Genomic DNA, 21,984 nt, shown 5'->3' with positions numbered 1-21,984 from the left:
ATGTGAACCTCGACTGTAGACCCCCGCGGATATGGCGTGGTGCAAGACTGCGCTCAGACAATCGGAACAGCCAGCGGCGCCCCACGGCAACCACCGGGGCCGCTGCACCCGGAGTTGAGGAGGAAGGCGTTGGATCGCGAAACCTATGAGCGGGGGCGGCAAATCCGTTCCGACGTGCTGGGCGCGGAGTACGTCGACCGCGCCTTGGCCGGCGCGGATGACTTCACCGGCCCCCTGCAAGATCTCGTCACCGAGTACTGCTGGGGCGCCGTGTGGGGCCGCGAGGAGCTGCCGCGCAAGACCCGCAGCATGCTCAACCTGGCGATGATCGCGGTGCTCAATCGGCCCAACGAATTACGGATGCACGTCAAAGCGGCGCTGACCAACGGTGTCACCCGTGAGGAGATCCGCGAGATCTTTCTGCAGGTGGCGATTTACGGAGGCGTGCCGGCCGCGGTCGACAGCTTTCGCATCGCGCGCGAGGCGTTCGCCGAGCTGGAACAGGACTAGGGGCGCATCGTGGAGGTCGGATTCATCGGGTTGGGAAACATGGGCTTTCCCATGGCATGCCGCCTCATTGAAGAAAAGCACGACGTCGTCGCGTTCGATACGCGCAACTCGGCGCTCGCACGCATCGTGGCCTTGGGAGCCCGCCCGGCGTCGTCGCCCAAAGAGGTCGCCGATCGCGCCGACACGGTGCTGGCCAGCCTTCCCACGCCGGCAGTATCGCTGGAGGTGGCCGCCGGCGCGGCCGGCGTGATCGAAGGCGCACGGATCAAGCGCTTTGTCGATTTGTCCACCGTCGGCAGTCAAGTAGCGGTGCAGATCCATGGCCTCCTTGCCGAACGGAACATCGTGCGGATCGACAGCCCGGTCAGCGGCGGTGTCGGCGGCGCCGAGAAGGGGTCTCTGGCGCTCATGGTGTCCGGTCCACGCAACGAATTCGACGTCCTACGAACGGCGCTCGAAGCCCTCGGCCGGCCGGTGTACGTCGGGGACAAACCCGGCTCGGCGCAGACGATGAAGCTGGCCAACAACATCTTGGCGGCCAACGTCTTGGCCGCGACGGCCGAAGTGGTCGTCATGGGAGTCAAAGCCGGGCTCGACCCCGGCGTGATGATCGAGGTCCTCAACGCGGGGTCGGGCGCGACGAGCGCAAGCCGCGACAAGTTTCCCCGCGCGATCCTGCCGCGCACCTTCGATTACGGCTTTGCCACCGGCCTGATGGTCAAGGATGTGCGCCTGTACCTCGATGAGGCGAAGGCGCTTGGCGTGCCCGCCGAAGTTGCCGAGACGACGGCCCGGCTGTGGGAGGCCGTCGCTCGCGATGAAGGACCCGACTCCGATTTCACGACGGTGATCAAACCTTTCGAGAGGGCCGCCGGCGTCACGGTGGGCCCATCTCCCTCCTGAGCCATCGAAGCGGGCACCACGTCGTGACCTCGTGCTTCGTGGCGGGCTGGGGCCTAGGGCCACACGGATCCCCTCCCTCATCTACCCGGAGAATGGTATTATCCGGAATGAAGAACCACACTTGCTCAGAAGCCCGCGAAAAGCCCATCACCAGCGATAACGACTAAACGGAATGCTTACCGAAAACCTATTGATCGACCGCTCAGCAAAATGTTAGATTGGCTATTCACATGACCTCGCACGGCTCGCTTTCTGCCGCCGGAGCCGAAGGGTGGCTCTCGTGATCACACACGCTGACGGGACAAGCACACCGCTGATCGACGCAAGCGTGCACATCTTCTTCCCGTCCAACAAGGCGTTGCGGAACACCCTGCGCGAGCCGTTCAAGAGCCGCGGCTTCCCCGATTACGAGATGGACTGGTACGGCGCCCCCGGCGGCGAGTACGCGCCCAACACCGAGGGGCCGGATCGTCAGTACCCCGGTTCGGATCCGGAATTCGTTGCCACCGAACTGTTTACCAAGCGCGGGGTCGACGTGGCCGTCCTGCATCCGATGGCGCGCGGCATCATGCCGGACCGGCACCTGGGCAGCGCGCTGCACGCGGCGCACAACGAAATGATGGTGTCGAACTGGCTGGAATCGAGTCAGTTCGGCGAGCGGTTCCGCGGCACCATCCGGGTGAACCCCGACGACATCCCCGGCGCACTGCGCGAGATCGAGAGATGGCGTTCCCATCCGCGCGTGGTTCAGATCGGCGTCCCGCTGCAATCCCGTGAGCTATACGGCAAACCGCAGTTCTGGCCGATATGGGAGGCGGCGGTCGACGCCGGCCTACCCGTCGCCGCGCACATCGAGGTCGGGTCGGGCATCGCGTTTCCGCCGACGCCGAACGGAAACACTCGTACGTACGAGCAGTACGTCAGCTTCATGGCGCTGAACTACCTGTACCACCTGATGAACATGATCGCCGAGGGAGTGTTCGAGCGGTTCGACGGCCTCAAATTCGTCTGGGGCGATGGCGCCGCCGACTTCGTGACGCCGTTCATCTGGCGGATGGACACGTTTGGCCGGCCGCACCTGGAGCAGACGCCGTGGTCCCCTCGAATCCCCAGCGACTACCTGCCCGGCCATGTGTATTTCGTCCAGGGCAGTCTCGACGGCCCCGGCGACGTCGAGTTCGCCGGTGAATGGTTCGGCTTGACCGGCAAGGACGACATGGTGATGTTCGGCTCCAGCTATCCACACTGGCAGTGTGGCGACATCACAAAGCTGCCCAGCGCGCTCTCCGTCGAGCAGCGCGAGAAGCTGTGCTGGCGTAACGCGGCGCAGCTCTACGGCATAGACATTCCCGCCGGGGTGGGCGCACAGTAGAAGTATCGCGAAAGACTGAGGAGAGCCAGATGACGTTGACCCATTCGCAGGAGCGGCTTCCCGCTACCGAGCGCATTGCCGTCCGCTGCGTCGACTCGGATGTTCACCCGGCCCCCAAGCGCGGAGAGCTGCTTCCGTACATCCCCGAGCCGTGGCGCAGCAAGTACTTTCTCACCCGCTCCGTGGGCGAGCAGATCTACTACGACGCCCCGGACTACGCGCACTCCTACGCGATGCGGGTGGACTCCTTCCCCGCCAACGGCGAGTTCCCCTGCAGCGACCCGGATCTGGCGTTCCGCCAGCTGATCATGGAGGCCGGCTCCGACATCGCGATCCTGGAACCGGCGGCCTACCCGGCACGCATTCCCGAAGCGCAGCACGCGATGTCGGCCGCGCTCAACGATTGGCAGGCCAATCACTGGCTGGACAGCCACAACAACTGGCACGAGCGGTGGCGCGGTTCGATCTGCATCGCCATCGAGGAGCCGGAAGCGTCCGTGCGTGAGATCGAACGCTGGGCCGGCCATCCGTACATGGCGCAGATTCTGATCAAGGCCGAGCCGCGGCCGTCCTGGGGCCACCCGAAGTATGACCCGATCTGGGCGGCCGCCACCAAGCACGACATCACCGTGAGCTGCCACCTGTCGCGTAGCCAGTTCGACGAGCTGCCCATCCCGCCGGTGGGATTCCCCAGCTACAACCACGATTTCATGGTCACCTACTCGTTGCTGGCCGCAAACCAGGTGATGAGCCTGATATTCGACGGCGTGTTCGATCGATTCCCGACGCTGCGGATCGTGTTCGTCGAGCACGCGTTCAGCTGGATCCTGCCGCTGATGTGGCGCATGGATTCGATCTACGAATCGCGCAAGTCGTGGCTGGACATCAAGCGCAAGCCTTCGGAATACGTCAAGGACCACATCAAGTTCACCACCCAACCGCTGGACTACCCCGAAGACAAGACCGAGTTGACCCGGGCGCTGGAATGGATGGAGTGCGAAAAGATCCTGCTCTTCTCCTCGGACTACCCGCACTGGACGTTCGATGACCCCCGCTGGTTGGTCAAGCACCTCCCCAAGGCCGCCCGCGACGCGGTCATGTACAAGAACGGCATCGCGACGTATCACCTGCCCGAGACCGTTCCGGTTCTCGAGGGTCAGACCCGGGTGCTCTGAATTGACCGCTCAAGAGGAAGGGGCAACCACAAGGCGCCCCGAGCCCCGACTCGCCCAGGGTCGCGAGCATGTCGTTGCCACACTCGACGAAATCCCGCCGGGCACACACAAACTGGTACCGATCGGGCGCCATGGTGTCGGTGTCTACAACGTCAACGGCACCTTCTACGCCATCGCGAATTACTGTCCCCACCAGGGCGGGCCGCTGTGTTCGGGGCGACCCCGGGGGCGCACGATCGTGGACGAGACCGCGCCCGGTGACTCGGTGATGGTGCGCGACCTGGAATTCATCTACTGCCCTTGGCATCAATGGGGTTTCGAGCTGGCGACCGGCACCACCGCGGTCAAGCCGGAATGGAGCATTCGCACCTATCCGGTGCGCGTCGTCGGCAACGACGTTTTGGTGCAGGCCTAACTACAGGAGAATCGGGTGCCTTCTATCGAGATCAACGGGGGAAATGTCGTCTACGAAATCCTCGGTGACTCGGGCGATCTCATTGCCCTGACGCCGGGCGGCCGGTTCAGCATGGAGATCCCCGGCCTGCGTCCGCTGGCCGATGCCCTGGCCGCGGGTGGCTATCGGGTGCTGCTGTGGGACCGGCCCAATTGCGGCGCCTCAGACGTGCAGTTCTACGGGCAAAGCGAGTCCCACATGCGCGCCGAGACGCTGAACAAGCTGGTGACGGGTCTGGGCTTCGAGCGCTGCATTCTCGCCGGAGGATCAGGCGGGGCAAGGGATTCCATGCTCACCACGATGCTCTACCCCGAGATGGTCACCAAGCTCGTGGTGTGGAACATCGTCGGCGGCATCTACGGCACGTTCGTGCTCGGGTCCTTCTACATCGTCCCCAGCATTCTCGCGGTGCGCGGCACGGGGATGGACGGTGTGGTCAAGGTTCAGGAATGGCGCGAGCGCATCGAGGAGAACCCGGACAACAAGCAGCGGTTCCTCGACTTCGACTCCGGCGAGTTTCTCAAGGTCATGCTGCGCTGGCTCAACGCATTCGTTTCCAAGCCGGGACAGACGATTCCGGGCGTCGAGGATGAGATGTTCGACCGGATCAAGGTCCCCACGTTGATCATTCGTGGTGGCGAGAACGACATGGACCACCCCAAGCGGACGTCGCTGGAAGTCAGTTGCTTGATCAAGGGTTCGAAGCTCATTGATCCGCCGTGGCCCGAGGATGCCTGGGAACGCGCCTCCGAGGATCGGGCGGCGGGCAGGGTGCAGCATTTCAACATGTTCGACACGTGGGTGCAGGCGGCGCCGGCGATTTTGGAATTTCTGGGGTCGTAATGGGGCTACACGGTGCGAATGTGGACCTCGCAATTGAGCGACGCCTCCAGCGCCGTGTGCACTCGGCTTTCCGGAATCCGTTCGAGGTCCTTCTCACGCAGGGTCACGTACACGATGTCGAAACCGTCGTCGCCCGGGATCCGCTCGATGTCACCGGTCAGCCCGAACGCGGACAACACCCCGTGAGCGTCGTCGTTGGTCCCCCGGCTGACAAAGGTGATCACTCCCGGGTTGGGGGTGGTGCCGAACGCATTGGCGCACAATCCGATTGCGGTCTTTTGAGCCGCGCCGCCGTCTTCGGCCGCGATGAGCAATTCGACCTCGCGGCGGCGCACCGGCATGGTGGCGAGGTCGTTTTTAACCACGTCGGCGCCCACCGCGGCCGCGAGCTCGTGGAGAGCTGCCATGCCGTCACGTAGTTGCGCGGGCGTGAGCCCGCTTTCCGGGTCGACGTTGATACGCACCACCGCAGTTCGCATGTGTGCAAGCCTAACTAAGACGATGGCAGGCCAGCTTTGAACACCACTCAGTCCACCACTACCATCGCCGTCCCCGCCGGGTGCACACCACGGCTGCTGTCCGAGCGGTCCGGTCAAGCTCGCGAGGACCTCGCGGCGTATCGACAGCTCGGCGGCTACCAACCGCTCACCGACGCCGATTCCTTGCTGAGCGAAGTCGAATCCAGCGGGCTCGTCGGCCGCGGCGGAGCGGCCTTTCCACTCGCGGTGAAGCTACGCACGGTGCGCGAGAACGGGCGCCTGATGGCGGACATCGGTGCCCCCGTCGTCGTCGCGAACGGCGAAGAGGGAGAACCGGCGTCGGTCAAGGACCGCTGGCTGTTGCGCAACCGTCCCCACCTGGTCTTGGACGGACTGCGATTGGCGGCGACGATCGTTGCCGCCGACCGCGCCTATATCTATGTGTCGGACCCGGAATCGGCGCACAGCGTCGAAACCGCGCTGGGCGAACTGGATCCCGATACGCTCGGCGTCACGATCGCCATGCTGACGGTGGCGGCCGGCTATGTGGCCGGCGAGGAGACCGCGGCGGTCCGCGCAATCAACGGCGGCCCGGCCAAGCCAACGGACAAGCCGCCCCGGCCATTCGAGGCGGGCGTCGATGACCGGCCCACCTTGGTGAGCAACGTCGAGACCTTGGCCAATCTGCCCTACGTGCAGTGCCACGGCTCGGCGGCTTTCCGCGCGCAGGGCACGCCGCTGTCGTCGGGCACCTTCCTGGCCACCATCACCGGGGCCGGGCGGCCGCCGGTGCTCTACGAGCTTCCCCACGGCCTACCGTTCACCGAATTGCTTGCCCTGCATGGGGTTCCGGCCGACCAAGTGCGTGGAGCGCTGATGGGCGGCTATTTCGCCGGCCTGCTCAACCGTTCTGTACTGGAGACCACCCTGGACCACGAGACGATGCGACGGGTCGGCAGCGGCCTGGGCTGCGGCGCGATCTCGGTCATCACCGACGACTGCCCCGTGGCGGTGGCGGCGTCGGTGCTGGCGTATTTCGACCGCGAAAATGCCGGGCAGTGCGGATCGTGCTTCAACGGGACGGCGGCGATGGCCGCGTCGGCCGGTGCGCTGCGTGACGGCAGCGCAGCCACAGAAGACGTGGAGCGGTTGCGCCGCTGGTCCGTCGTACTGCGCGGACGCGGGGCCTGCGCGACCCTGGACGCCGCCACGAACGTGGCCGCCAGCCTGCTCGATCAGTTCCCGGACGAAGTCGCTGCGCACCTCGCCGGCGCCTGCCCGGACTGCGCCCACGGCGCTTTCCGCGCCGACCGTCCCTACGAGGCGGAGGCGGTGAGGCAAGCGTGAAAATCCGTCTGGACCGCACCATTTGCGACGGCTTCGGCATCTGCGCCAAACACGCGCCGGGATACTTCTCGCTGGATGACTGGGGGTACGCCTCCCTCATCGGGGACGGCACGGTGGCGGAGGCGGATCGCGATGCGGTCATGCGCGCGCTGCTGGACTGCCCGGTGCATGCCATCACCGAAATCGGTCAGCGCACCTCCCGGCCGTCCCAGCCGCCAATCACCGAAGCCGAGGATCCGGCCGAGAACCTGAAAACCGAAGAGAACGAAGCGGAATGGGGATTCACGCGTTGAGCTTCTCCGGGCCTGACGGTTAGCGACCATGCAACTCACCTTTGACACCGACGTTGAAGCCTTCCGCGCGCAGTTCGTCGCCTTTCTCACCGAACATCTGCCGCCGGAGGCGCAGGCCGTGGAGCGGCCTTCGTCGACGTCGCACGTGCCCGAATGGTCGCGCCGCTGGCAGCAACTCCAGTTCGACCACGGCTGGCTGCTGCCGGGAAACCCACCGGAATTCGGTGGCCGCAACGCCAACATCCTGCAGCAGTTCGTGCACCGCGAAGTGCTCTCGCGGCGCCGGATCTATCACTGCTTCAATCCCCAAGGCGTCGGTATCATTGCCGCGTCGCTCCTGTCCTTCGGGACCGAGGAACAGAAGCAGCGCTGGGCCGTCCCGATCCTGCGGGCCGAGAAGACCGCGTCGCTGGGAATGAGTGAACCCGGAGCCGGGTCCGACCTGGCCGGGCTGCGGACCAAGGCCGAGTTGGTGGGCGACCACTTCGTGGTCAACGGCCAGAAGGTATGGACCTCGGGCGCCCATGACGCCGACGTCATCCTGACATTCGTTCGCACCGACCCAAACGCCCCCAAGCACAAGGGAATCAGCGCACTGCTCATTCCGACTGACACCCCCGGGGTAGCGCGTCGCCCCTTCGCATCGGTCTACGACCGCGACGAGCTGGACTTCAACGAGGTGTTCTTCAACGATGTCCGGGTACCCGCGGACAACCTGGTCGGCCCGCTCAACGGCGGCTGGCGGGTCGCCAACGGGTCACTCGGCCACGAACGCACCCTGATGTGGATGGCCTTCGCGAACCGGCTCGAACAACTGCTCGAGGACTACCGGCCGGCGGACGCGGTGAACGCGGACCACTACGCCACCATCGTGATGGATTACTACGCGCTGCGGCTGCTCGGTTCGGCAGCGCTCGGACGCGCGGCCCGCGGCGACGTCGATGTGGCCGCTTTGTCCGTGCTGAAGGTCTTCGGTTCGGAAGCCGAACAGAGCGCGCTGCGGCACGCGCTGGACGCGGCCGGGGTCGACGGATTGCGCGCCAAGGCGCTGACGGCCCCGTACAACCCTTACGCCCCTGACCTTTTCACCGCCAGCTGGTTCGCCCGCTACATCAGCAGCTACGCGGGCACGATCGCGGGCGGTACGTCGGAGATTCAGCGCAATATCATCGCCCAGCGGGTCCTCGGCCTGCCGGCGCGCTGATCACAACCCGGGGCACACGGAGGACAGGAACTCCTGGGTGCGACGTCGCGATGCGGCCCGCTCGCCAGCATCCTTGCCCAGTGGCACAATTCGCGCCGCCAGGTCGGTCACGCCCGCGTCACGGTAACGGCTTAGCCGCGCGAGGATTTCCGACTCATCACCGGCAGCCATGGTGTCGCCGACGTCCTCGGCGTCGCCGTGCTCCAGCAGTCGCACATAGTTGGGTGAGAAATCCGCATGCCCGAGCACCTCGCTGGCGTAGGCGCGGGCGTCGCCTATCTCGTTGGCCGAGCACAGTGCGACGGGAACGCCGGCGACGATCCGGGGCGCGGGACGACCGGCCCGGGTCGCCGCTGCGGTGATGCGCGGAACGACGTGGTCCCCGATCGCCCGCTCGTCGGCCATCCACAAAACGGTGCCGCCGGCCCGTTCTCCCGCGAGTCGCAGCATCGCCGGTCCCAGCGCCGCCAGTACGACCGGCACCTGGTGGGCGTCCGTGACATCCACCGGCGAATGGACGCAATAGCTTTCGTTGTCGACATCGACGGTCCCGGGTCCGGCGAACGCCGCGGCGAGCACGTCGAGGTAGTCGCCCATCAAGCGAGCCGGGCGATCGTAGGGCAATCCCAGTTGGGAGTTGACGATCCAATGATGTGACGGCCCGATGCCGAGCGTGAACCGCCCGCCGCACACGATCTGCGTGGTCAAGGCTTGTTGCGCCATGATCATCGGATGGCGCGTCTGAATCGGAACGACCGCGGTCCCGATTTCGATGTGATCGGTCGCCTGCCCGATCAGCGTCACGGCGGTCATCGCGTCGAGGTAGCCGGGAACCTGGGGCATCCAGAACGCCGCGAAGCCGGCGCTTTCGGCCGCGACGGCATCGTCGATCAGCCCGGCCAGCCGATCAGCACGCGAGCGCTCCTTGTCGGACCCAACCATCACGCCGATGCGCACGCGACCCCCCGACTCCCTTGGCTACGGGACATACCGGTCCCACTCGTAGGGCACCACCGCGAAAAATGGTGCGGCAAACAAGGGTTCGACGCCGGAATCGGCCCAACGGTCGGTCAGAACCGGTCGCATCCGTTCCGCGGTGGCGATCGGGTCGTCATCCAGGAAGCAGTACGTGATCGACTGATCGGGTTGGGCACTGGCCAGTTGGGCGTCGACCCGGCGCGATCGCGCTGACCAGACGCCGGTGACACCGTCGACCTCGAGCAGCGGGTCCACCGATGCCAATCCCCGTTCGACCAGCAGGAACGCACCCCGCGCGGGCAACCAGGGCAGGACATCCGAGCCGGCCTTGATCCCGGGCGCAGCGGCTTTGTTCTGGACGTCGTACACGCCGCGCTCCACCGGCGGCAGCAACGGAAGTTTGCGACCGGCATTGCCCAGCGCGGTGGACAATTCGTTGAATTCGCGAAGCCCGGCGGCGTCGGCGAAGAAGTACGTCATCACGTGGTCGACCGCGTTCAACGGCCCGTCGTTCAGCGCGCGCACAGAGCGGCAGGCCGGTGTGGACACCAGCCGCAACGAGGCGCGCACCGCCGCCAGACGGTGTTGCTCCGGGCGGTGGTCAAGGGTGTGCCAGCGTAGGTACTCGGCGTCCTTGCCGTCGGGGTGGCGGGTCGCCATAGACACGAATAGGGTGGTGATCCCGCCATTCCCGGTGGCAAGGACCTCGGCGACCTCGTCCGAGGGCGTGCCGGGCAGATGCATCGCGTTTGTCCTCACGCTCGCGTCGAATCATGCTGGGGCAGGGTTAGTTCGGGGTGGCGGGCCGCAATCATGCGCCGGAAGCCCTCGCGCCACGGCACCTTGGTGCGGCCGAGCACCTCGTGCATGCGGGTGACGTCCGGCCATAGCGGCGTGTGTGCATCGGGCGTGTACTCGAAGATCGGCTCGACACCGACCAGCTCCCCCATGAAAGTGCAGTAATCCTCGACGCTGACCGTTTCGCTGCCGGCCCAATTCACCACGACCGGCGGCGTCGCGGCCACTTCCATGGCGCGGATTCCGAGTTCCACGTAGTCGTCTTCATAGATCGGGTTGTAGTTGTTCGGCTTGTCGGGATGCAGCCGAATGGGCTTGCCCGCCAGCATCGCATCGAGACGATCAGCGGGCGCACCTCCCTGCGGCCCATAGGTCGAACAGATCCGGATGATGGTCAGCGGGATGTGAAACCGCCTGGCAATCCAGGTGCAGACCGCCTCCGCCGCAACCTTGGAGAAGCTGTAGTTCGCGCGCAGCGGCACACCCGGCGGATCGGATTCGGCCAATGGCCGACGCCCCTGGTACGCGTAGATCGAGCCGGTTGAGCACAACACGAAACCCTTGGCGGCGCGGCAGTGGTGGAGCAATTCCCCCGACATGTGCGCGTTGGTTTCGACGCAGCGGCTCCAGTCGCCGCTGCCGGGATCCACGGCCGCGTGAAAGACGTAGGTGAAATCGTCGGGGAGACCGGAGAAGTCGCCGGCGCCGACGTCCAGCGCGACGGGTTTGATGCTGGCACCGACGAGCTTTTCCCGGGCCGCGGGGTCTTTCAGGCGCGCGGCGCCCCACACCTCGTTTCCCGTTGCCGCGAGGGCGCGCGCAATGGGAAACGCGATCTTGCCCGTTGCCCCGGTGATCAGGATCTTCTCCGCTTCGAGCAACCAGCCCTCCGAATGTTAAGTACTTGATAACGCGCTTGGAGCATAACTCTCGGCCGAAACGAAATGCCACGGGAGGGCGCGCTCGGTGTCATGTCTTCCGCGGATCAACTTCTCCTGGTCGTGGCGGTATCTACGGAATAAGCTAAAGCCCGCCAACGTCGAAAAGGCCCCCATAGGAGGCCCACCATGCAGTGGTTTGTTCGTCGTGTGACCGCCGTCACTGCGGTCGCCGTCGCGGCGATGGCGGTCGGGGTGATCGCGACCCCTGCAATAGGCACGGCGGAGTGCGATCGCAACATGTCGTGGAATCGGACAACCGACGAGTGCACACCGCCACCGCCCATGCCAGCGTGGTACGCACCCCCGCCGCCATACGCGCCGCCATTCGCATCGCAGGATGTGCCGCCGCCTCCGCCGCGGCCGTGGTGGTCACCGAACGAACCGATGTGGAATGCCGGCTTTCACCAATGGGGTACCTATTTCACCGGCACCTGGGTGCCGTACTGACGGTGCTCGCACGGCAGGCTCGGTCTAGATCGTGCCTGCTCGCAAGTGATAACGTGATTCTCCGATTCGTATAACGGCCCTACCGAGTTGGCCGTGCGACGCACCGGAGGTGACGTGTCAGCAGCACCCGGCCGCCCATTGCCCCTGGTCACGCAGGAGAACGAATTCTTCTGGACCTCGGGCGCCGACGGAAAGCTGCGGCTGCAGGAATGCAAGAGCTGCGAATCGCTGATCCATCCGCCGGCCCCGGTGTGCCGGTATTGCCGCTCCCTCGACGTGGGGATTCGCGCTGTCTCCGGCAGGGCAACCCTTGCCGGATTCACCCTCAATGAGCGGTTCAGCCTGCCAGGGCTCGCGGCGCCGTACGTGATCGCCCAGGTCGCAATCGCTGAGGACCCCCGGGTCCGGCTGACCACCAACATCGTCGACTGCGATCCCGGTCAGCTCGAACTCGGCCAGCAGGTCGAGGTCGTCTTCGAGCAGGTCCAGGACGTGTGGTTTCCGCTGTTTCGGCCTATCGCCGACGCCGAGCCCGCTGAACTGCCCGCCGACGAGATCGCACCCGACCGGTTCGGTGAGCACGTCCGGCCCATGCTGACCGTCGAGAAATTCGAGGACAAGGTCGCCCTGACCGGGATCGGCGCGTCGCCGATCGGTCGCCGGTTGATGCAGCTGCCGCTGGCGCTGACGGTGCAGGCGTGCGAAGCGGCCATCGCCGACGCCGGCTTGACCTACGCCGACATCGACGGCCTGTCCACTTACCCCGGCGCGATCAATGTCGGCGGCTTCGGCGAGGGCGGCACCACCGCCCTCGAGGGCGCGCTCGGCATTCGGCCGACGTGGCACAACGGTGCCATGGAGACGTTCGGCCCGGGCGGCTCGGTGATCGCCGCGATGCTCGCGGTCGCCTGCGGGCTGGCGCGTCACGTGCTGTGCTTCCGCACGCTGTGGGAAGCCACCAACGGCGAGCTGATGAAGCAGGGCAAGATCACCCCATCGATGGGCCGAATGTCGGGCTGGCAGATGCCATTCGGCGCGACGTCGGCGGCACACACGTTGGCGATGAACGCGCAGCGGCACTTTCACCGGTACGGCACCACCAAGGAAACGTTGGGCTGGATCGCGTTGAACCAGCGCGCCAACGCCGAACTCAACCCGACCGCCATCTACCGGACGCCGATGACGATGGACGACTATCTCAACGCGCGGCCCATCACCACGCCGTTCGGGCTGTACGACTGCGACGTGCCGTGCGACGGCGCCATCGCCGTCATCGTCTCCGCCGTCGACGCCGCCCGCGACCTGGCCAAGCCGCCGGTGCTGGTGGAAGCGGTGGGCACCCAGATCGTCGAGCGACTCGACTGGGACCAAAGCACCCTCACCCACGAGCCGCAGGTGTTGGGCCAGGCGGCGCACGTGTGGACGCGGACCTCGCTGCGGCCCGCCGACGTCGACGTCGCCGAGCTCTATGACGGCTTTTCCTTCAACTGCCTGTCCTGGATCGAGGCGCTGGGTTTCTGCGGTATCGGTGAGGCCAAGGAATTCCTGGACGGCGGCAAGAACATCGCGCGCGACGGTCAGCTGCCGCTCAACACGCACGGCGGCCAGCTTTCGCACGGCCGCACGCACGGCATGGGTTTGCTGCATGAGGCCGTCACCCAGCTGCGCGGCGAGGCCGGCGACCGCCAGGTCGCCGACGCCCGCGTCGGCGTGGTCAGCAGCGGCGGCCTCACACCCAGCGGCGTGATCCTGCTGCGGACTGACGCGTGAGTGCAGCACAGCCGCGTCCTCGCCTCGTCATCGTGGATGGCGTGCCGATGTCGGCGATTGTCGCCGAACCCGAGAACCCCGATGACCCCAAGGCCGTCATCGTGGCCATCCACGGCGGGGGCACCACCGCCGTCTATTTCGATTGCCCGGGTCACCCATCATCCTCACTCTTACGCACCGGTGCCGCAGCAGGATTCACCGTCGTCGCGCTCGATCGGCCCGGCTATGGCAGTTCGGCGCCGTACCCGGAGGCGATGGCCGAACCCGAGCAGCGAGTCAATCTCGCATACGGGGCGGTGGATCGCATCCTCGGGCAGAAGCCACGCGGTGCCGGACTGTTTCTGATGGGCCATTCGGGCGGCTGCGAACTTGTCCTGCGGATGGCCGCGGAGGGCGGGGCCGAGCGTGGCGCGGATCTGCTCGGCATCGAATTGGCCGGCACCGGCCGGCACTATCACCCCGCGGCCCGCGACATCCTGAAGACGGCGACCCGCGAACGTCGTCCCGCGGGATTGCGTGAGCTGTTGTGGCAACCCGAAAGCCTGTACCCGCCCGAGGTTCTCAACGGGGCGACGGTCTCCCCGACCGCCCCGTCCTACGAGGATCAGATGGTGTCGAACTGGGCGCGCCAGGATTTCCCGGCGCTCGCTCCCGCCGTACGGGTGCCGGTGCAGTTCAGCATCGCCGAGCACGAAAAGGTCTGGCAGAACGACACTTCGGCGATGGACGAGATCGCGGCGCTGTTCTCGGGAACGCCGCGATTCACCGTTCATCGACAGGCCGATGCGGGGCACAACATCAGCCTCGGTCACACGGCGGCGGACTATCACGCCAAGGTTCTGGCGTTCGCGGACGAATGCGTGGGGGCCCGTTCGCGGTCGCCAGATCAGTCGAACGTGACGGCACAGTCACTTTCGGACCCGAGCGTGACCGTGGTGTCACGCTCGGCAGATGACGAAGCCGATCTGGAGGCCGGTTGATGCACGTCGGATTCATCGGCTTGGGCAGTCAGGGCGGGCCAATGGCGCGACGGATCGCCGAGGCCGGCTACCCGACCACGCTCTGGGCGCGCAGATCCGAGACCCTCGAGGCGTTCGCCGACACCGCCGCCAAGATCGCCGGCTCGCCGGCCGAACTCGCCGCGGCCAGTGACCTGGTTTGCCTCTGTGTCGTCGGCGACGCCGACATCGACGAACTCACCGGCGGCGAGCATGGCCTGCTGTCGGCGATGAAGCCCGGCGGCATCATCGCGGTGCACAGCACGGTGCACCCCACGACGTGCCGAGAACTTGCGAAGCGCGCTGGGGCCCTCGGTGTTTCGGTCGTCGATGCGCCGGTGAGCGGCGGTGGTGGTGCGGCGGCGGAGCGCCGCCTGCTGGTGATGGTCGGCGGCGACACCGACACGGTGGAACGCTGCCGTCCGGTCTTCGAAACCTATGCCGATCCGGTCGTTCATCTCGGCGAGCTGGGTTCCGGCCAAACCACCAAGCTGCTGAACAACCTGTTGTTCACGGCCAACCTCGCCACGGCGGCCACGGCCCTGGCACTGGCGAATGCGCTCGGCGTCACCCCGGAGCGCCTCACCGAGGTCGTCTCCCGCAGCAGTGGAAATAGCTTTGCGCTCAACGCCCTCGGCGGCATCGGTGGGCTGGAGCGGCTTGCCGGTGTCGCCGGGGGGCTGCTGCAGAAGGACGTCCGGCTGGTGGTCGATCTTGCCGTCCAGGCCGGGGCCGACGGCGGCGCGGTGCTCGAGGCGGCCGACGCGGCGCTGGCCCTGATGGACCACCCACGGTGAGAGTCGGATTCGTCGGCGCGGGGCGGATGGGTCGCCCCATGGTGAGTCGTCTGGTCGCGGCCGGCCACGACGTCCAAGCCGTGGGCCGGACCGCCGAAAAGCGCCGTGAACTCCAGCAACTGGGCGCGCGGGTCGTCAAGGAGGCGGCCGACGCCGGCGCGCACGCCGACGTGGTGGTGCTCTGTGTGTTCACCGACGAGCAGGTGCGCCAGGTATGCCTGGACGGCGCATTGCTACCGACGATGCCGTCCGGTTCGGTGCTGGTGGTGCACACCACCGCCAGCCCAAGCACCATCGAGGCCGTCGCCGCGCGCGCCGATCACGTGGACGTCGTCGACGCCGCGGTCAGCGGGGGTCCGCACGACATCGCGGCCGGGCGGCTCACGCTGTTCGTGGGCGGCGCCGACGCGCCGGTCGAGCGGGTACGGCCGCTGCTGGGTTGCTATGGGGATCCGGTCCTGCATGTCGGGCCCGCCGGCGCCGGCCAGAAAGTGAAGCTGGTCAACAATGCCCTGTTCGCGGGGCAGATCGGGTTGCTCGCGGAGGCCATCCGGCTGGGCGAGCGGCTCGGCGTGCCCGAGTCGACGTTGCTGAGCGCACTGGGCCACGGCAGCGCGACCAGTCGCGTGCTGAACCTCGTCGCGACGGGCGGGTCCGTCGCGTCGTTCATCGAGGTAACCGGCGACTTCGTCGGCAAAGACGTGGCGGTCGTCCGCGATATCGCCGCGGAACTGGGCAGCGGTCTGGGCGCGCTGGATGACGCCATCACGAGCATCGAATTTGAGCCGGCCGCCGCGAAGATGGTTTGAGATGGCAGCGTTTTGGTCTTTCCGGTTCGTCACGAAGGTATTACCGTTAGCGTTACAGTCGGGGACTCCGCTGTAACGGTTTCAGCCCGACCTCGCCGCGCAGGAGGATGCAGTGACAAAACCGAAGGTTGTCTTCGATCCGTACTCCGAGGACTACTTCAACAACCCGTTCGACATCTACCGACGGATGCGCGAGGAAGCGCCGCTGTATTACGACGAAAAAGAGGATTTCTACGCGCTGACCCGCCATGACGACGTGTCGGCCGCGTTCAAGGACTTCGAGACGTATTCCTCGGCACGCGGCTGCGACCTGGCGATGGTGCGCCGGGGCATTTCCCCCGAACAGAAGTCGATCATCTTCATGGATCCCCCGGAGCATCGCCACATGCGCAGCCTGCTCAACAAGGCGTTCACGCCGCGGGCGATTCAATCGCAGCGCGAGACCATCATCGAGGTGATCGACAAATACCTGGGCAACGTCGACGCCGACAATTTCGACGTCGTGCAGGACTTCTCCGGGCCGTTCCCGGTGGAGGTCATCACCCGGATGGCCGGGGTGCCGGAGGAATACCGCCAGCAGGTCCGCCACTGGATCGACACCAGCCTGCACCACGAACCCGGGCAGATCGAGGTCAGCGAAGCCGGCGTGCAGGCCAACATCGACACGGCAATGTATTACTTCAGCCTGGTCCAGGAGCGGCGCCAGGAGCCGCAGGACGACATGATCAGCCGGCTGATCGCCGCGGAGATTCCCGGCGAAGACGGCCAGCTGCGTAAGCTCGACGACATCGAAATCACCGGCTTCGCCACCCTTTTGGGTGGGGCGGGCGCCGAGACCGTCACCAAGCTGATGGGCAACGCCGCGGTGATCTTCGCCCACCACCCCGACCAGTGGCAGATGCTGCAGGAAGATCGCGACAAGATCCCCGGGGCGGTGGAAGAGCTACTGCGCTACGAGGGGCCGGTCCAGTACAACGTCCGCTACACCCTCAAGGAGGCGCACGTCACCGGTGGTGTGATTCCGCCCGGCAAACCGGTGTTCCTGTGTGGCGCCGCGGCGAACCGCGACCCGGAGGCCTTCACCGACGCCAACACGTTCGACATCGAGCGTGACCAGACCGAGGCACAGCATCTCGGTCTCGGATACGGGATCCACAGCTGCCTCGGCGCCGCGCTGGCCCGCCTGGAAAGCAGGATCGCACTGGAGAGGCTGCTCGACTTCATGCCGCGCTATGAGGTGGACTGGGCGGGGTGCACACGGGTGAACATGCAAAACGTCGCGGGCTGGAAGAACGTGCCCGTCAAGGTGCTCCGGTGAGGGGGTCACGGTGACGAAGAAGATCGAAGTCGATTGGGGACTCTGCGAGAGCAACGGCGTCTGCATGGGCATCAACCCGGAGATCTTCTTGCTGGGCGACGACGACATGCTGACCGTATTGCAGGAAGAAGTCACCCCGGAGAACGAGTCAGACGTGCGCGAGGCAGTTCGTCAATGTCCTCGCCAGGCGATCTCCATCGTCGGAGAGTAGCGATCAGAATCCGGACAGGATGACGGCGTTGCACTCGGCCGCCGCCTGTCGCAATTTCGCCGCTTTCTGATAGCCCTCGGACTCATACCACGCGCGGGCGGCATCCACCGATTCGAATTCCAGGACGACGGTCTGGTCGCCGTGCCAGTCGCCTTCGATGACTTTGGGCGCGGCATCCACCGCGAGCACGGTGGCTCCGCTCATCGCCGATCCGGCCGCCTGGGCGTACGCCTTCATGCCGTCTGGATCTTTGATCGCCTCGGTCAAAATGACATAACCTTTTGCCACTGAAGAATCTCCTTGCCTGCCTGTGTATCAGTTACTTCTCGCTGATCGCCTGCTCGGGACAACATTGGATGGCCTCACGGGCGTCCGCCTCCAATTCCGTTGGGACATCGGAATCTATCGCTTCGGCGTAACCGTCGTCGGTCAGGCTGAACACGTCGGGGCACAGGGTCAGACACATCCCGTGACCGCGACACTTCTGGTCGTCTACCCAGACCTTCATGCCAGCGTGAACTCCAGGTGCAGTTCGGTCAGTCCGCGCAGGATGTACGTCGGAACATATTGGTAGCGGCGGTCATTCGCCGGGCCGTGCATGTCCTCGTTGATCCTGATGTCGGTCGTGCGGTCGAGCAGCCGCTCGATCGCCACCCGGGTTTCGGCCCTCGCCAGCGGCGCGCCCGGGCAGCTGTGGATGCCGCGGCCGAACGAGATGTGCTGGCGGGCGTTCTTGCGGGCCGGGTCGAAGGTGGCGGGGTCTTCGAATCGGCGGGGATCGCGGTTGGCCGCCGCCTGCACGATCATCACGGTGGTACCCGCGGGCAGGTCGACGCCACCGATAGTGGCGGGCACCCGGTTCATCCGGAAGTCTCCCTTGACCGGGCTCTCGTGGCGCAGCGACTCTTCGATGAAGTTGGGGAGCAGGCTGCGGTCCTTGCGCAACTGCGCCTGGACGTCGGGGCGCTCCCCCAGGGTCTGCAGCGCGGCACCGAGCAGCCGCACGGTGGTTTCCTGCCCCGCCGAGAACACGTTGCTGGCGACGCGGGCCACGTCTTCGACCTCCGGAGTCGAGCCGTCGGGATAGGTCGCGGTGGCCAAGCCCGTCAGCACGTCGTCGCGAGGGTCACGGCGGCGGTCGACGATGTAGTCGGAGAAAAGGCCGTAGAGGAATTCCAGCGGACTGTGGGCGAGCGATTCCTTGCCGGTGCCGCCGACCCCGCCCCCCGAGTGCTCGCGGATGCCCTTGATGAATTTGTCGCGATCTTCCAGGGGCACGCCCAGCAGATCCGCGATCACCAGCAGGGTGAAGGGGCCGGCAAAGCCCTTGATCCATTCGCCGCGGCCGGGCGCCAGGAAGTCGTCGAGCGCCTGGTCGGCGAGCGCCCACATGGCGTCCTCGTTCTCCTTGAGACGCTTCGGGGTGATGAGCCGCATCAACAGGGAACGGTGGTTGGTGTGGGTCGGCGGGTCGAGCGTGGGCAGCTGATCGCTGAAGGGCAGCTCGTCGCGATGCCGCTCGATCAACTCGGTGACGTCGTCCCCCTCGAGCGGTACCGGAAAGCCGGGGAACGGGCCGGTCACCGAGACGCATGACGACCACGTCTCGGCGTCGTTGAGCACCGCACACGCCTCGTCCCAACCGGTGATCATGGTGACGTCGTGGTGGCTTTCCCGGGTGACGGGGCACCGTTGACGCAGCGCCTCGTAGTAGGGGTACGGGTCTTCGATGAGCTCGCTGCCGCGGAAGAAGTCCAACTCGGAGGATTCGTTCGTCATCTCCTGCTCCTTGAATCTCGGCTGGTGAGAACGTGCCTCTCGCAGATGAGTATTACATTTCCATACGGCGTGGTGGCCGTCAACGCGGGGTCCCGCCCGAACGCCGAACCCGCCGCACATCGAGCCGTCTGCCGACTGCCCGCCAGGTCAGCTGGCGGGCACCAGATCAGCGGCGACCGACGGCCACGCCAGAAGTCCGCTCCGGAAGGTCTCGACGTCACTCACGGGGATGTGCGGACCCCCCGCGGCGTTGGAGGCGGCCGCCAGGGCCCGGGCCTTGAACGTCTGCGCGGCCATGCTCAGCTGGTGTTGCACGAGGCCGACGCTTTCGTCGAGTTCGGCCGGCCAGTTCTGCCCCCACAGCGTGACCTCGGTGACGCCCTGGTCGAGCGCCTGCAGCACGCCCTGGCGTACCCGCGGGTCGCAGCCGAACAGGTCCGCCGCGGCTGCCAGGGATTGCGGGCGCGGGCGCGAGTGCGCCGACGTCAGGGCCTCCTCGAGGTCGAGCACCCGGGCGCCGACGATCTGCAGGGGCCGGTCGTCGTGGTGGTCGGCGACAAGCACGGTGACGTCCCATCCCGCCATCGACCGGTCGAAGATCCAGCCGCCGGCGAACCTCACCACGTCCATGACGGTGGCGGCGACGACGTCGAGCCGGTATCTCATGTCGTCGCGGGAGTCTTCGGAGGCGCGAAGTCGCGCGCCAGTGTCTCGGCGTACTGCTTGAACACCTCGGGTAGCGGTATCGAAGGATCGAGCAACCATGTGGTTTCCATTCCGTGGACGAAGGCGAGGATTTCTACTGCCTTGACGGCGGGGTCGATGTCGTCGCGGTAGCGGCCGTCGGCCTGACCGCGACGGATGAGGTCGGCGACGATATCGGTCGCGGCGCGGTGCCGGGCCAGCATGCGGTCGTGCAGCGGAGCCTCGGGAAGGATGTTCTCCACCAGCAGCACCGTGAAGGTGCCCACCAGCTCGGGGGCCCGGTGAAACCGGTCGGCGACCTGGGTGATCTGGTCGAAGAGGTCGCCGGTCCGGTCCGCATGGGTGTCGTCGTCGAGGTCGCGCGCGTCGAGCACGGCGTGCAGTAGCTGCTCCTTCGATTCGAAGTGATGCAGCAGTCCCGCGGGCGTCACACCGGCCTCACCGGCGATCTGGGCGAGCGTCGTGCTGCGCCAGCCGTTGCGTGTGAGGAGGCGCTGGGCGACGTCGAGGATCCGCTGCTTGCGGTCCTCACCCTTGGCGAGAAGCGTGTCGTAACGCCGTGCGACGGCCAACTGGACTCCCTGAAACGCATGGGTGCGGTTGACGGGCTGAACCAACCTAGTGAACACACAGTAGGTTAGTTTGACCGCTGTGACAAGGGTCACCGCGAATGGTTTTTCGTGAGTGGGGTCGCAGCTACCCGACGAGCTCGACCAGCGTCGCGTTGGCGGTGCCGCCACCCTCGCACATGGTCTGCAGTCCGTAGCGAATCCCGTTGTCGCGCATGTGGTGCGCCATGCGGGTCATCAGCACCGCACCCGACGCGCCCAGCGGGTGCCCCAGCGCGATGGCGCCGCCCAGCGGATTCATCCGGGCGGGGTCGGCGCCGGTCTCCGCCAGCCACGCCAGCGGCACGGGCGCGAACGCCTCGTTGACCTCGAACACACCCACGTCGGACAGCGCGACGCGGGCCTTGCTCAGTACCTTCTCGGTCGCCGGGATCGGGCCGGTGAGCATGAGCACCGGATCCGCCCCGGTCACCGCGCCCGCCAGGTAGCGCACGATCGGCGTCAGGCCCAATTCGACGGCCATCTCGGCGGTGGTCACTAGCAACGCGGCGGCACCATCGGAGATCTGCGACGAATTACCGGCATGGATCACACCGTCCTCGGCGAACGCCGGCTTGAGCGCCGCCAGCTTCTCCACACTGCTTCCGCGCCGGACGCCCTCGTCGGCGGCCACGACGCTGTTTTCGGCTCCGTCGACGAACACCGGCACGATCTGGTCGGTGAACGCGCCGTGGTCCTGTGCCGCCGCGGCCCGCTCGTGGGACTCGACGCTGTATTCGTCGAGCCGGGCGCGGGAGAAGCCCCACTTCTTGGCGATCATCTCCGCCGAGAGGCCCTGGTTGAAGGAGAAATCGTCATAGCGGGCAAGCACTTTCGGGCCATAGGGCATACCGGTGGCGCGCGCCGAACCGAGCGGGACGCGGCTCATGACCTCGACCCCGCCGGCCACGACGACATCCTGCTGACCCGACATCACCGCCTGCACGGCGAAGTCCAGCGCCTGCTGGCTGGAACCACAGGCGCGGTTGACGGTGGTCCCGGGGATGCTTTCCGGCCAACCGGCAGCCAACACCGCGTAGCGGCCGATGTTGCTGGACTGGTCGCCCACCTGGGAGACGCAGCCCCACACCACGTCGTCGACGATCTCGGGACCGATGCCGGTGCGTTCCACGAGTTCGTTGAGGACGACCGCGGACAGGTCGGCGGCATGCATGCCGGAAAGCGCGCCGTTGCGCTTCCCGACCGGGGTGCGCACGGCCTCGACGATGACTGTTTCACGCATAT

At 66.3% G+C, this 21,984-nt stretch carries 26 protein-coding genes; 16 read left to right on the top strand and 10 right to left on the bottom strand.

All coding sequences use genetic code 11. The annotated features are described in order from the left end of the window. Nucleotides 1–129: 129 nt before the first annotated feature. The 6 genes from A5775_RS15340 (at nt 130) to A5775_RS15315 (ending at nt 5,257) form a co-directional block, all read left to right on the top strand. Nucleotides 130–510: a carboxymuconolactone decarboxylase family protein gene (locus tag A5775_RS15340; protein ID WP_067253720.1), complete on the top strand. Its 381-nt coding sequence runs from the start codon at nt 130–132 to the stop codon at nt 508–510. Between the two features lie 9 nt (nt 511–519). Then, nucleotides 520–1,413 carry an NAD(P)-dependent oxidoreductase gene (locus A5775_RS15335; protein ID WP_067253716.1) on the top strand — a complete coding sequence of 298 codons (894 nt, stop codon included), beginning with the start codon at nt 520–522 and terminating at the stop codon, nt 1,411–1,413. Nucleotides 1,414–1,693: 280 nt separating this feature from the next. After that, nucleotides 1,694–2,785 (top strand): amidohydrolase family protein, encoded by a 1,092-nt coding sequence (locus A5775_RS15330; protein WP_067253712.1) that lies wholly within the window; start codon nt 1,694–1,696, stop codon nt 2,783–2,785. Nucleotides 2,786–2,814: 29 nt separating this feature from the next. Continuing rightward, nucleotides 2,815–3,960: an amidohydrolase family protein gene (locus A5775_RS15325; RefSeq protein WP_067253708.1), complete on the top strand. Its 1,146-nt coding sequence runs from the start codon at nt 2,815–2,817 to the stop codon at nt 3,958–3,960. Nucleotide 3,961: 1 nt separating this feature from the next. After that, nucleotides 3,962–4,375 (top strand): Rieske (2Fe-2S) protein, encoded by a 414-nt coding sequence (locus A5775_RS15320; RefSeq protein ID WP_067253705.1) that lies wholly within the window; start codon nt 3,962–3,964, stop codon nt 4,373–4,375. A gap of 15 nt (nt 4,376–4,390) precedes the next feature. Then, the gene (locus A5775_RS15315) at nt 4,391–5,257 is read left to right on the top strand and encodes an alpha/beta fold hydrolase (RefSeq protein WP_067253701.1); all 867 of its coding nucleotides are present in this window, start codon (nt 4,391–4,393) and stop codon (nt 5,255–5,257) included. 5 nt (nt 5,258–5,262) lie between these two features. Here the strand turns inward: A5775_RS15315 and A5775_RS15310 are convergent, their stop codons facing one another. Then, nucleotides 5,263–5,736, bottom strand: coding sequence for a hypothetical protein (locus A5775_RS15310; protein ID WP_067253696.1), 474 nt, complete (start codon nt 5,734–5,736; stop codon nt 5,263–5,265). A gap of 36 nt (nt 5,737–5,772) precedes the next feature. On the opposite strand from A5775_RS15310, the gene A5775_RS15305 reads away from it, so the two are divergent. From A5775_RS15305 to A5775_RS15295, 3 genes are read left to right on the top strand one after another with little or no spacing between them, the layout of a single operon-like run. Next, nucleotides 5,773–7,083, top strand: a complete 1,311-nt coding sequence (locus tag A5775_RS15305; RefSeq protein ID WP_067253691.1) for an NADH-ubiquinone oxidoreductase-F iron-sulfur binding region domain-containing protein — start codon at nt 5,773–5,775, stop codon at nt 7,081–7,083. Beyond that, nucleotides 7,080–7,376 (top strand): ferredoxin, encoded by a 297-nt coding sequence (locus tag A5775_RS15300; protein WP_067253687.1) that lies wholly within the window; start codon nt 7,080–7,082, stop codon nt 7,374–7,376. Before A5775_RS15305 ends, A5775_RS15300 begins: the two co-directional genes overlap by 4 nt. A gap of 28 nt (nt 7,377–7,404) precedes the next feature. Beyond that, on the top strand, nt 7,405–8,580 hold the full coding sequence (locus tag A5775_RS15295; protein ID WP_067253684.1) for an acyl-CoA dehydrogenase family protein: 1,176 nt from the start codon (nt 7,405–7,407) through the stop codon (nt 8,578–8,580). On the opposite strand, the gene A5775_RS15290 is transcribed toward A5775_RS15295, so the two are convergent. From A5775_RS15290 to A5775_RS15280, 3 genes are read right to left on the bottom strand one after another with little or no spacing between them, the layout of a single operon-like run. After that, nucleotides 8,581–9,537: an LLM class F420-dependent oxidoreductase gene (locus A5775_RS15290; protein WP_067253681.1), complete on the bottom strand. Its 957-nt coding sequence runs from the start codon at nt 9,535–9,537 to the stop codon at nt 8,581–8,583. It lies immediately after the preceding gene. Between the two features lie 21 nt (nt 9,538–9,558). Further along, nucleotides 9,559–10,302 (bottom strand): hypothetical protein, encoded by a 744-nt coding sequence (locus tag A5775_RS15285; protein ID WP_067253677.1) that lies wholly within the window; start codon nt 10,300–10,302, stop codon nt 9,559–9,561. A gap of 11 nt (nt 10,303–10,313) precedes the next feature. Continuing rightward, nucleotides 10,314–11,237 carry an NAD(P)-dependent oxidoreductase gene (locus tag A5775_RS15280; RefSeq protein WP_067253672.1) on the bottom strand — a complete coding sequence of 308 codons (924 nt, stop codon included), beginning with the start codon at nt 11,235–11,237 and terminating at the stop codon, nt 10,314–10,316. Between the two features lie 186 nt (nt 11,238–11,423). Here A5775_RS15280 and A5775_RS26255 point away from each other — a divergent pair, with 186 nt between their 5' ends. The 7 genes from A5775_RS26255 (at nt 11,424) to A5775_RS15245 (ending at nt 17,647) form a co-directional block, all read left to right on the top strand. Continuing rightward, a complete protein-coding gene (locus A5775_RS26255) occupies nt 11,424–11,744 on the top strand; it encodes a hypothetical protein (RefSeq protein WP_067253669.1) in 321 nt (106 codons plus the stop codon). A 114-nt stretch (nt 11,745–11,858) separates the two neighbouring features. After that, nucleotides 11,859–13,514 carry an OB-fold domain-containing protein gene (locus A5775_RS15270; RefSeq protein ID WP_067253855.1) on the top strand — a complete coding sequence of 552 codons (1,656 nt, stop codon included), beginning with the start codon at nt 11,859–11,861 and terminating at the stop codon, nt 13,512–13,514. Next, nucleotides 13,511–14,494 (top strand): alpha/beta hydrolase, encoded by a 984-nt coding sequence (locus tag A5775_RS15265; RefSeq protein WP_304441520.1) that lies wholly within the window; start codon nt 13,511–13,513, stop codon nt 14,492–14,494. Before A5775_RS15270 ends, A5775_RS15265 begins: the two co-directional genes overlap by 4 nt. Next, nucleotides 14,494–15,309, top strand: coding sequence for an NAD(P)-dependent oxidoreductase (locus A5775_RS15260; RefSeq protein ID WP_067253665.1), 816 nt, complete (start codon nt 14,494–14,496; stop codon nt 15,307–15,309). Before A5775_RS15265 ends, A5775_RS15260 begins: the two co-directional genes overlap by 1 nt. Beyond that, nucleotides 15,306–16,118, top strand: a complete 813-nt coding sequence (locus A5775_RS15255; RefSeq protein WP_082953029.1) for an NAD(P)-dependent oxidoreductase — start codon at nt 15,306–15,308, stop codon at nt 16,116–16,118. Before A5775_RS15260 ends, A5775_RS15255 begins: the two co-directional genes overlap by 4 nt. Nucleotides 16,119–16,230: 112 nt before the next feature. Continuing rightward, on the top strand, nt 16,231–17,436 hold the full coding sequence (locus A5775_RS15250; RefSeq protein ID WP_067253659.1) for a cytochrome P450: 1,206 nt from the start codon (nt 16,231–16,233) through the stop codon (nt 17,434–17,436). A gap of 10 nt (nt 17,437–17,446) precedes the next feature. Further along, nucleotides 17,447–17,647: a ferredoxin gene (locus A5775_RS15245; protein ID WP_067253656.1), complete on the top strand. Its 201-nt coding sequence runs from the start codon at nt 17,447–17,449 to the stop codon at nt 17,645–17,647. Between the two features lie 3 nt (nt 17,648–17,650). On the opposite strand, the gene A5775_RS15240 is transcribed toward A5775_RS15245, so the two are convergent. The 6 genes from A5775_RS15240 to A5775_RS15215 all read right to left on the bottom strand — a co-directional run bounded on the left by A5775_RS15240 (nt 17,651) and on the right by A5775_RS15215 (nt 21,982). Further along, nucleotides 17,651–17,935, bottom strand: a complete 285-nt coding sequence (locus A5775_RS15240; protein ID WP_067253652.1) for a DUF1330 domain-containing protein — start codon at nt 17,933–17,935, stop codon at nt 17,651–17,653. A 31-nt stretch (nt 17,936–17,966) separates the two neighbouring features. After that, nucleotides 17,967–18,155: a ferredoxin gene (locus tag A5775_RS15235; protein WP_067253650.1), complete on the bottom strand. Its 189-nt coding sequence runs from the start codon at nt 18,153–18,155 to the stop codon at nt 17,967–17,969. Beyond that, entirely contained in the window at nt 18,152–19,426 is a 1,275-nt protein-coding gene (locus A5775_RS15230) for a cytochrome P450 (RefSeq protein ID WP_067253647.1), read from the bottom strand. Before A5775_RS15230 ends, A5775_RS15235 begins: the two co-directional genes overlap by 4 nt. Before the next feature lie 147 nt (nt 19,427–19,573). Further along, on the bottom strand, nt 19,574–20,092 hold the full coding sequence (locus A5775_RS15225) for a hypothetical protein (protein ID WP_067253644.1): 519 nt from the start codon (nt 20,090–20,092) through the stop codon (nt 19,574–19,576). Beyond that, nucleotides 20,089–20,703 carry a TetR/AcrR family transcriptional regulator gene (locus A5775_RS15220; RefSeq protein WP_067253640.1) on the bottom strand — a complete coding sequence of 205 codons (615 nt, stop codon included), beginning with the start codon at nt 20,701–20,703 and terminating at the stop codon, nt 20,089–20,091. The genes A5775_RS15225 and A5775_RS15220 overlap by 4 nt, the downstream gene beginning before the upstream one ends. Nucleotides 20,704–20,827: 124 nt before the next feature. Beyond that, nucleotides 20,828–21,982, bottom strand: coding sequence for a thiolase family protein (locus A5775_RS15215; RefSeq protein ID WP_067253637.1), 1,155 nt, complete (start codon nt 21,980–21,982; stop codon nt 20,828–20,830). Nucleotides 21,983–21,984 lie beyond the last annotated feature (2 nt).

This window comes from Mycobacterium sp. 852002-10029_SCH5224772 (genome assembly GCF_001667315.1).
Classification (GTDB): Bacteria; Actinomycetota; Actinomycetes; order Mycobacteriales; family Mycobacteriaceae; genus Mycobacterium.
This window is presented reverse-complemented; position numbering and strand designations above follow the sequence as displayed.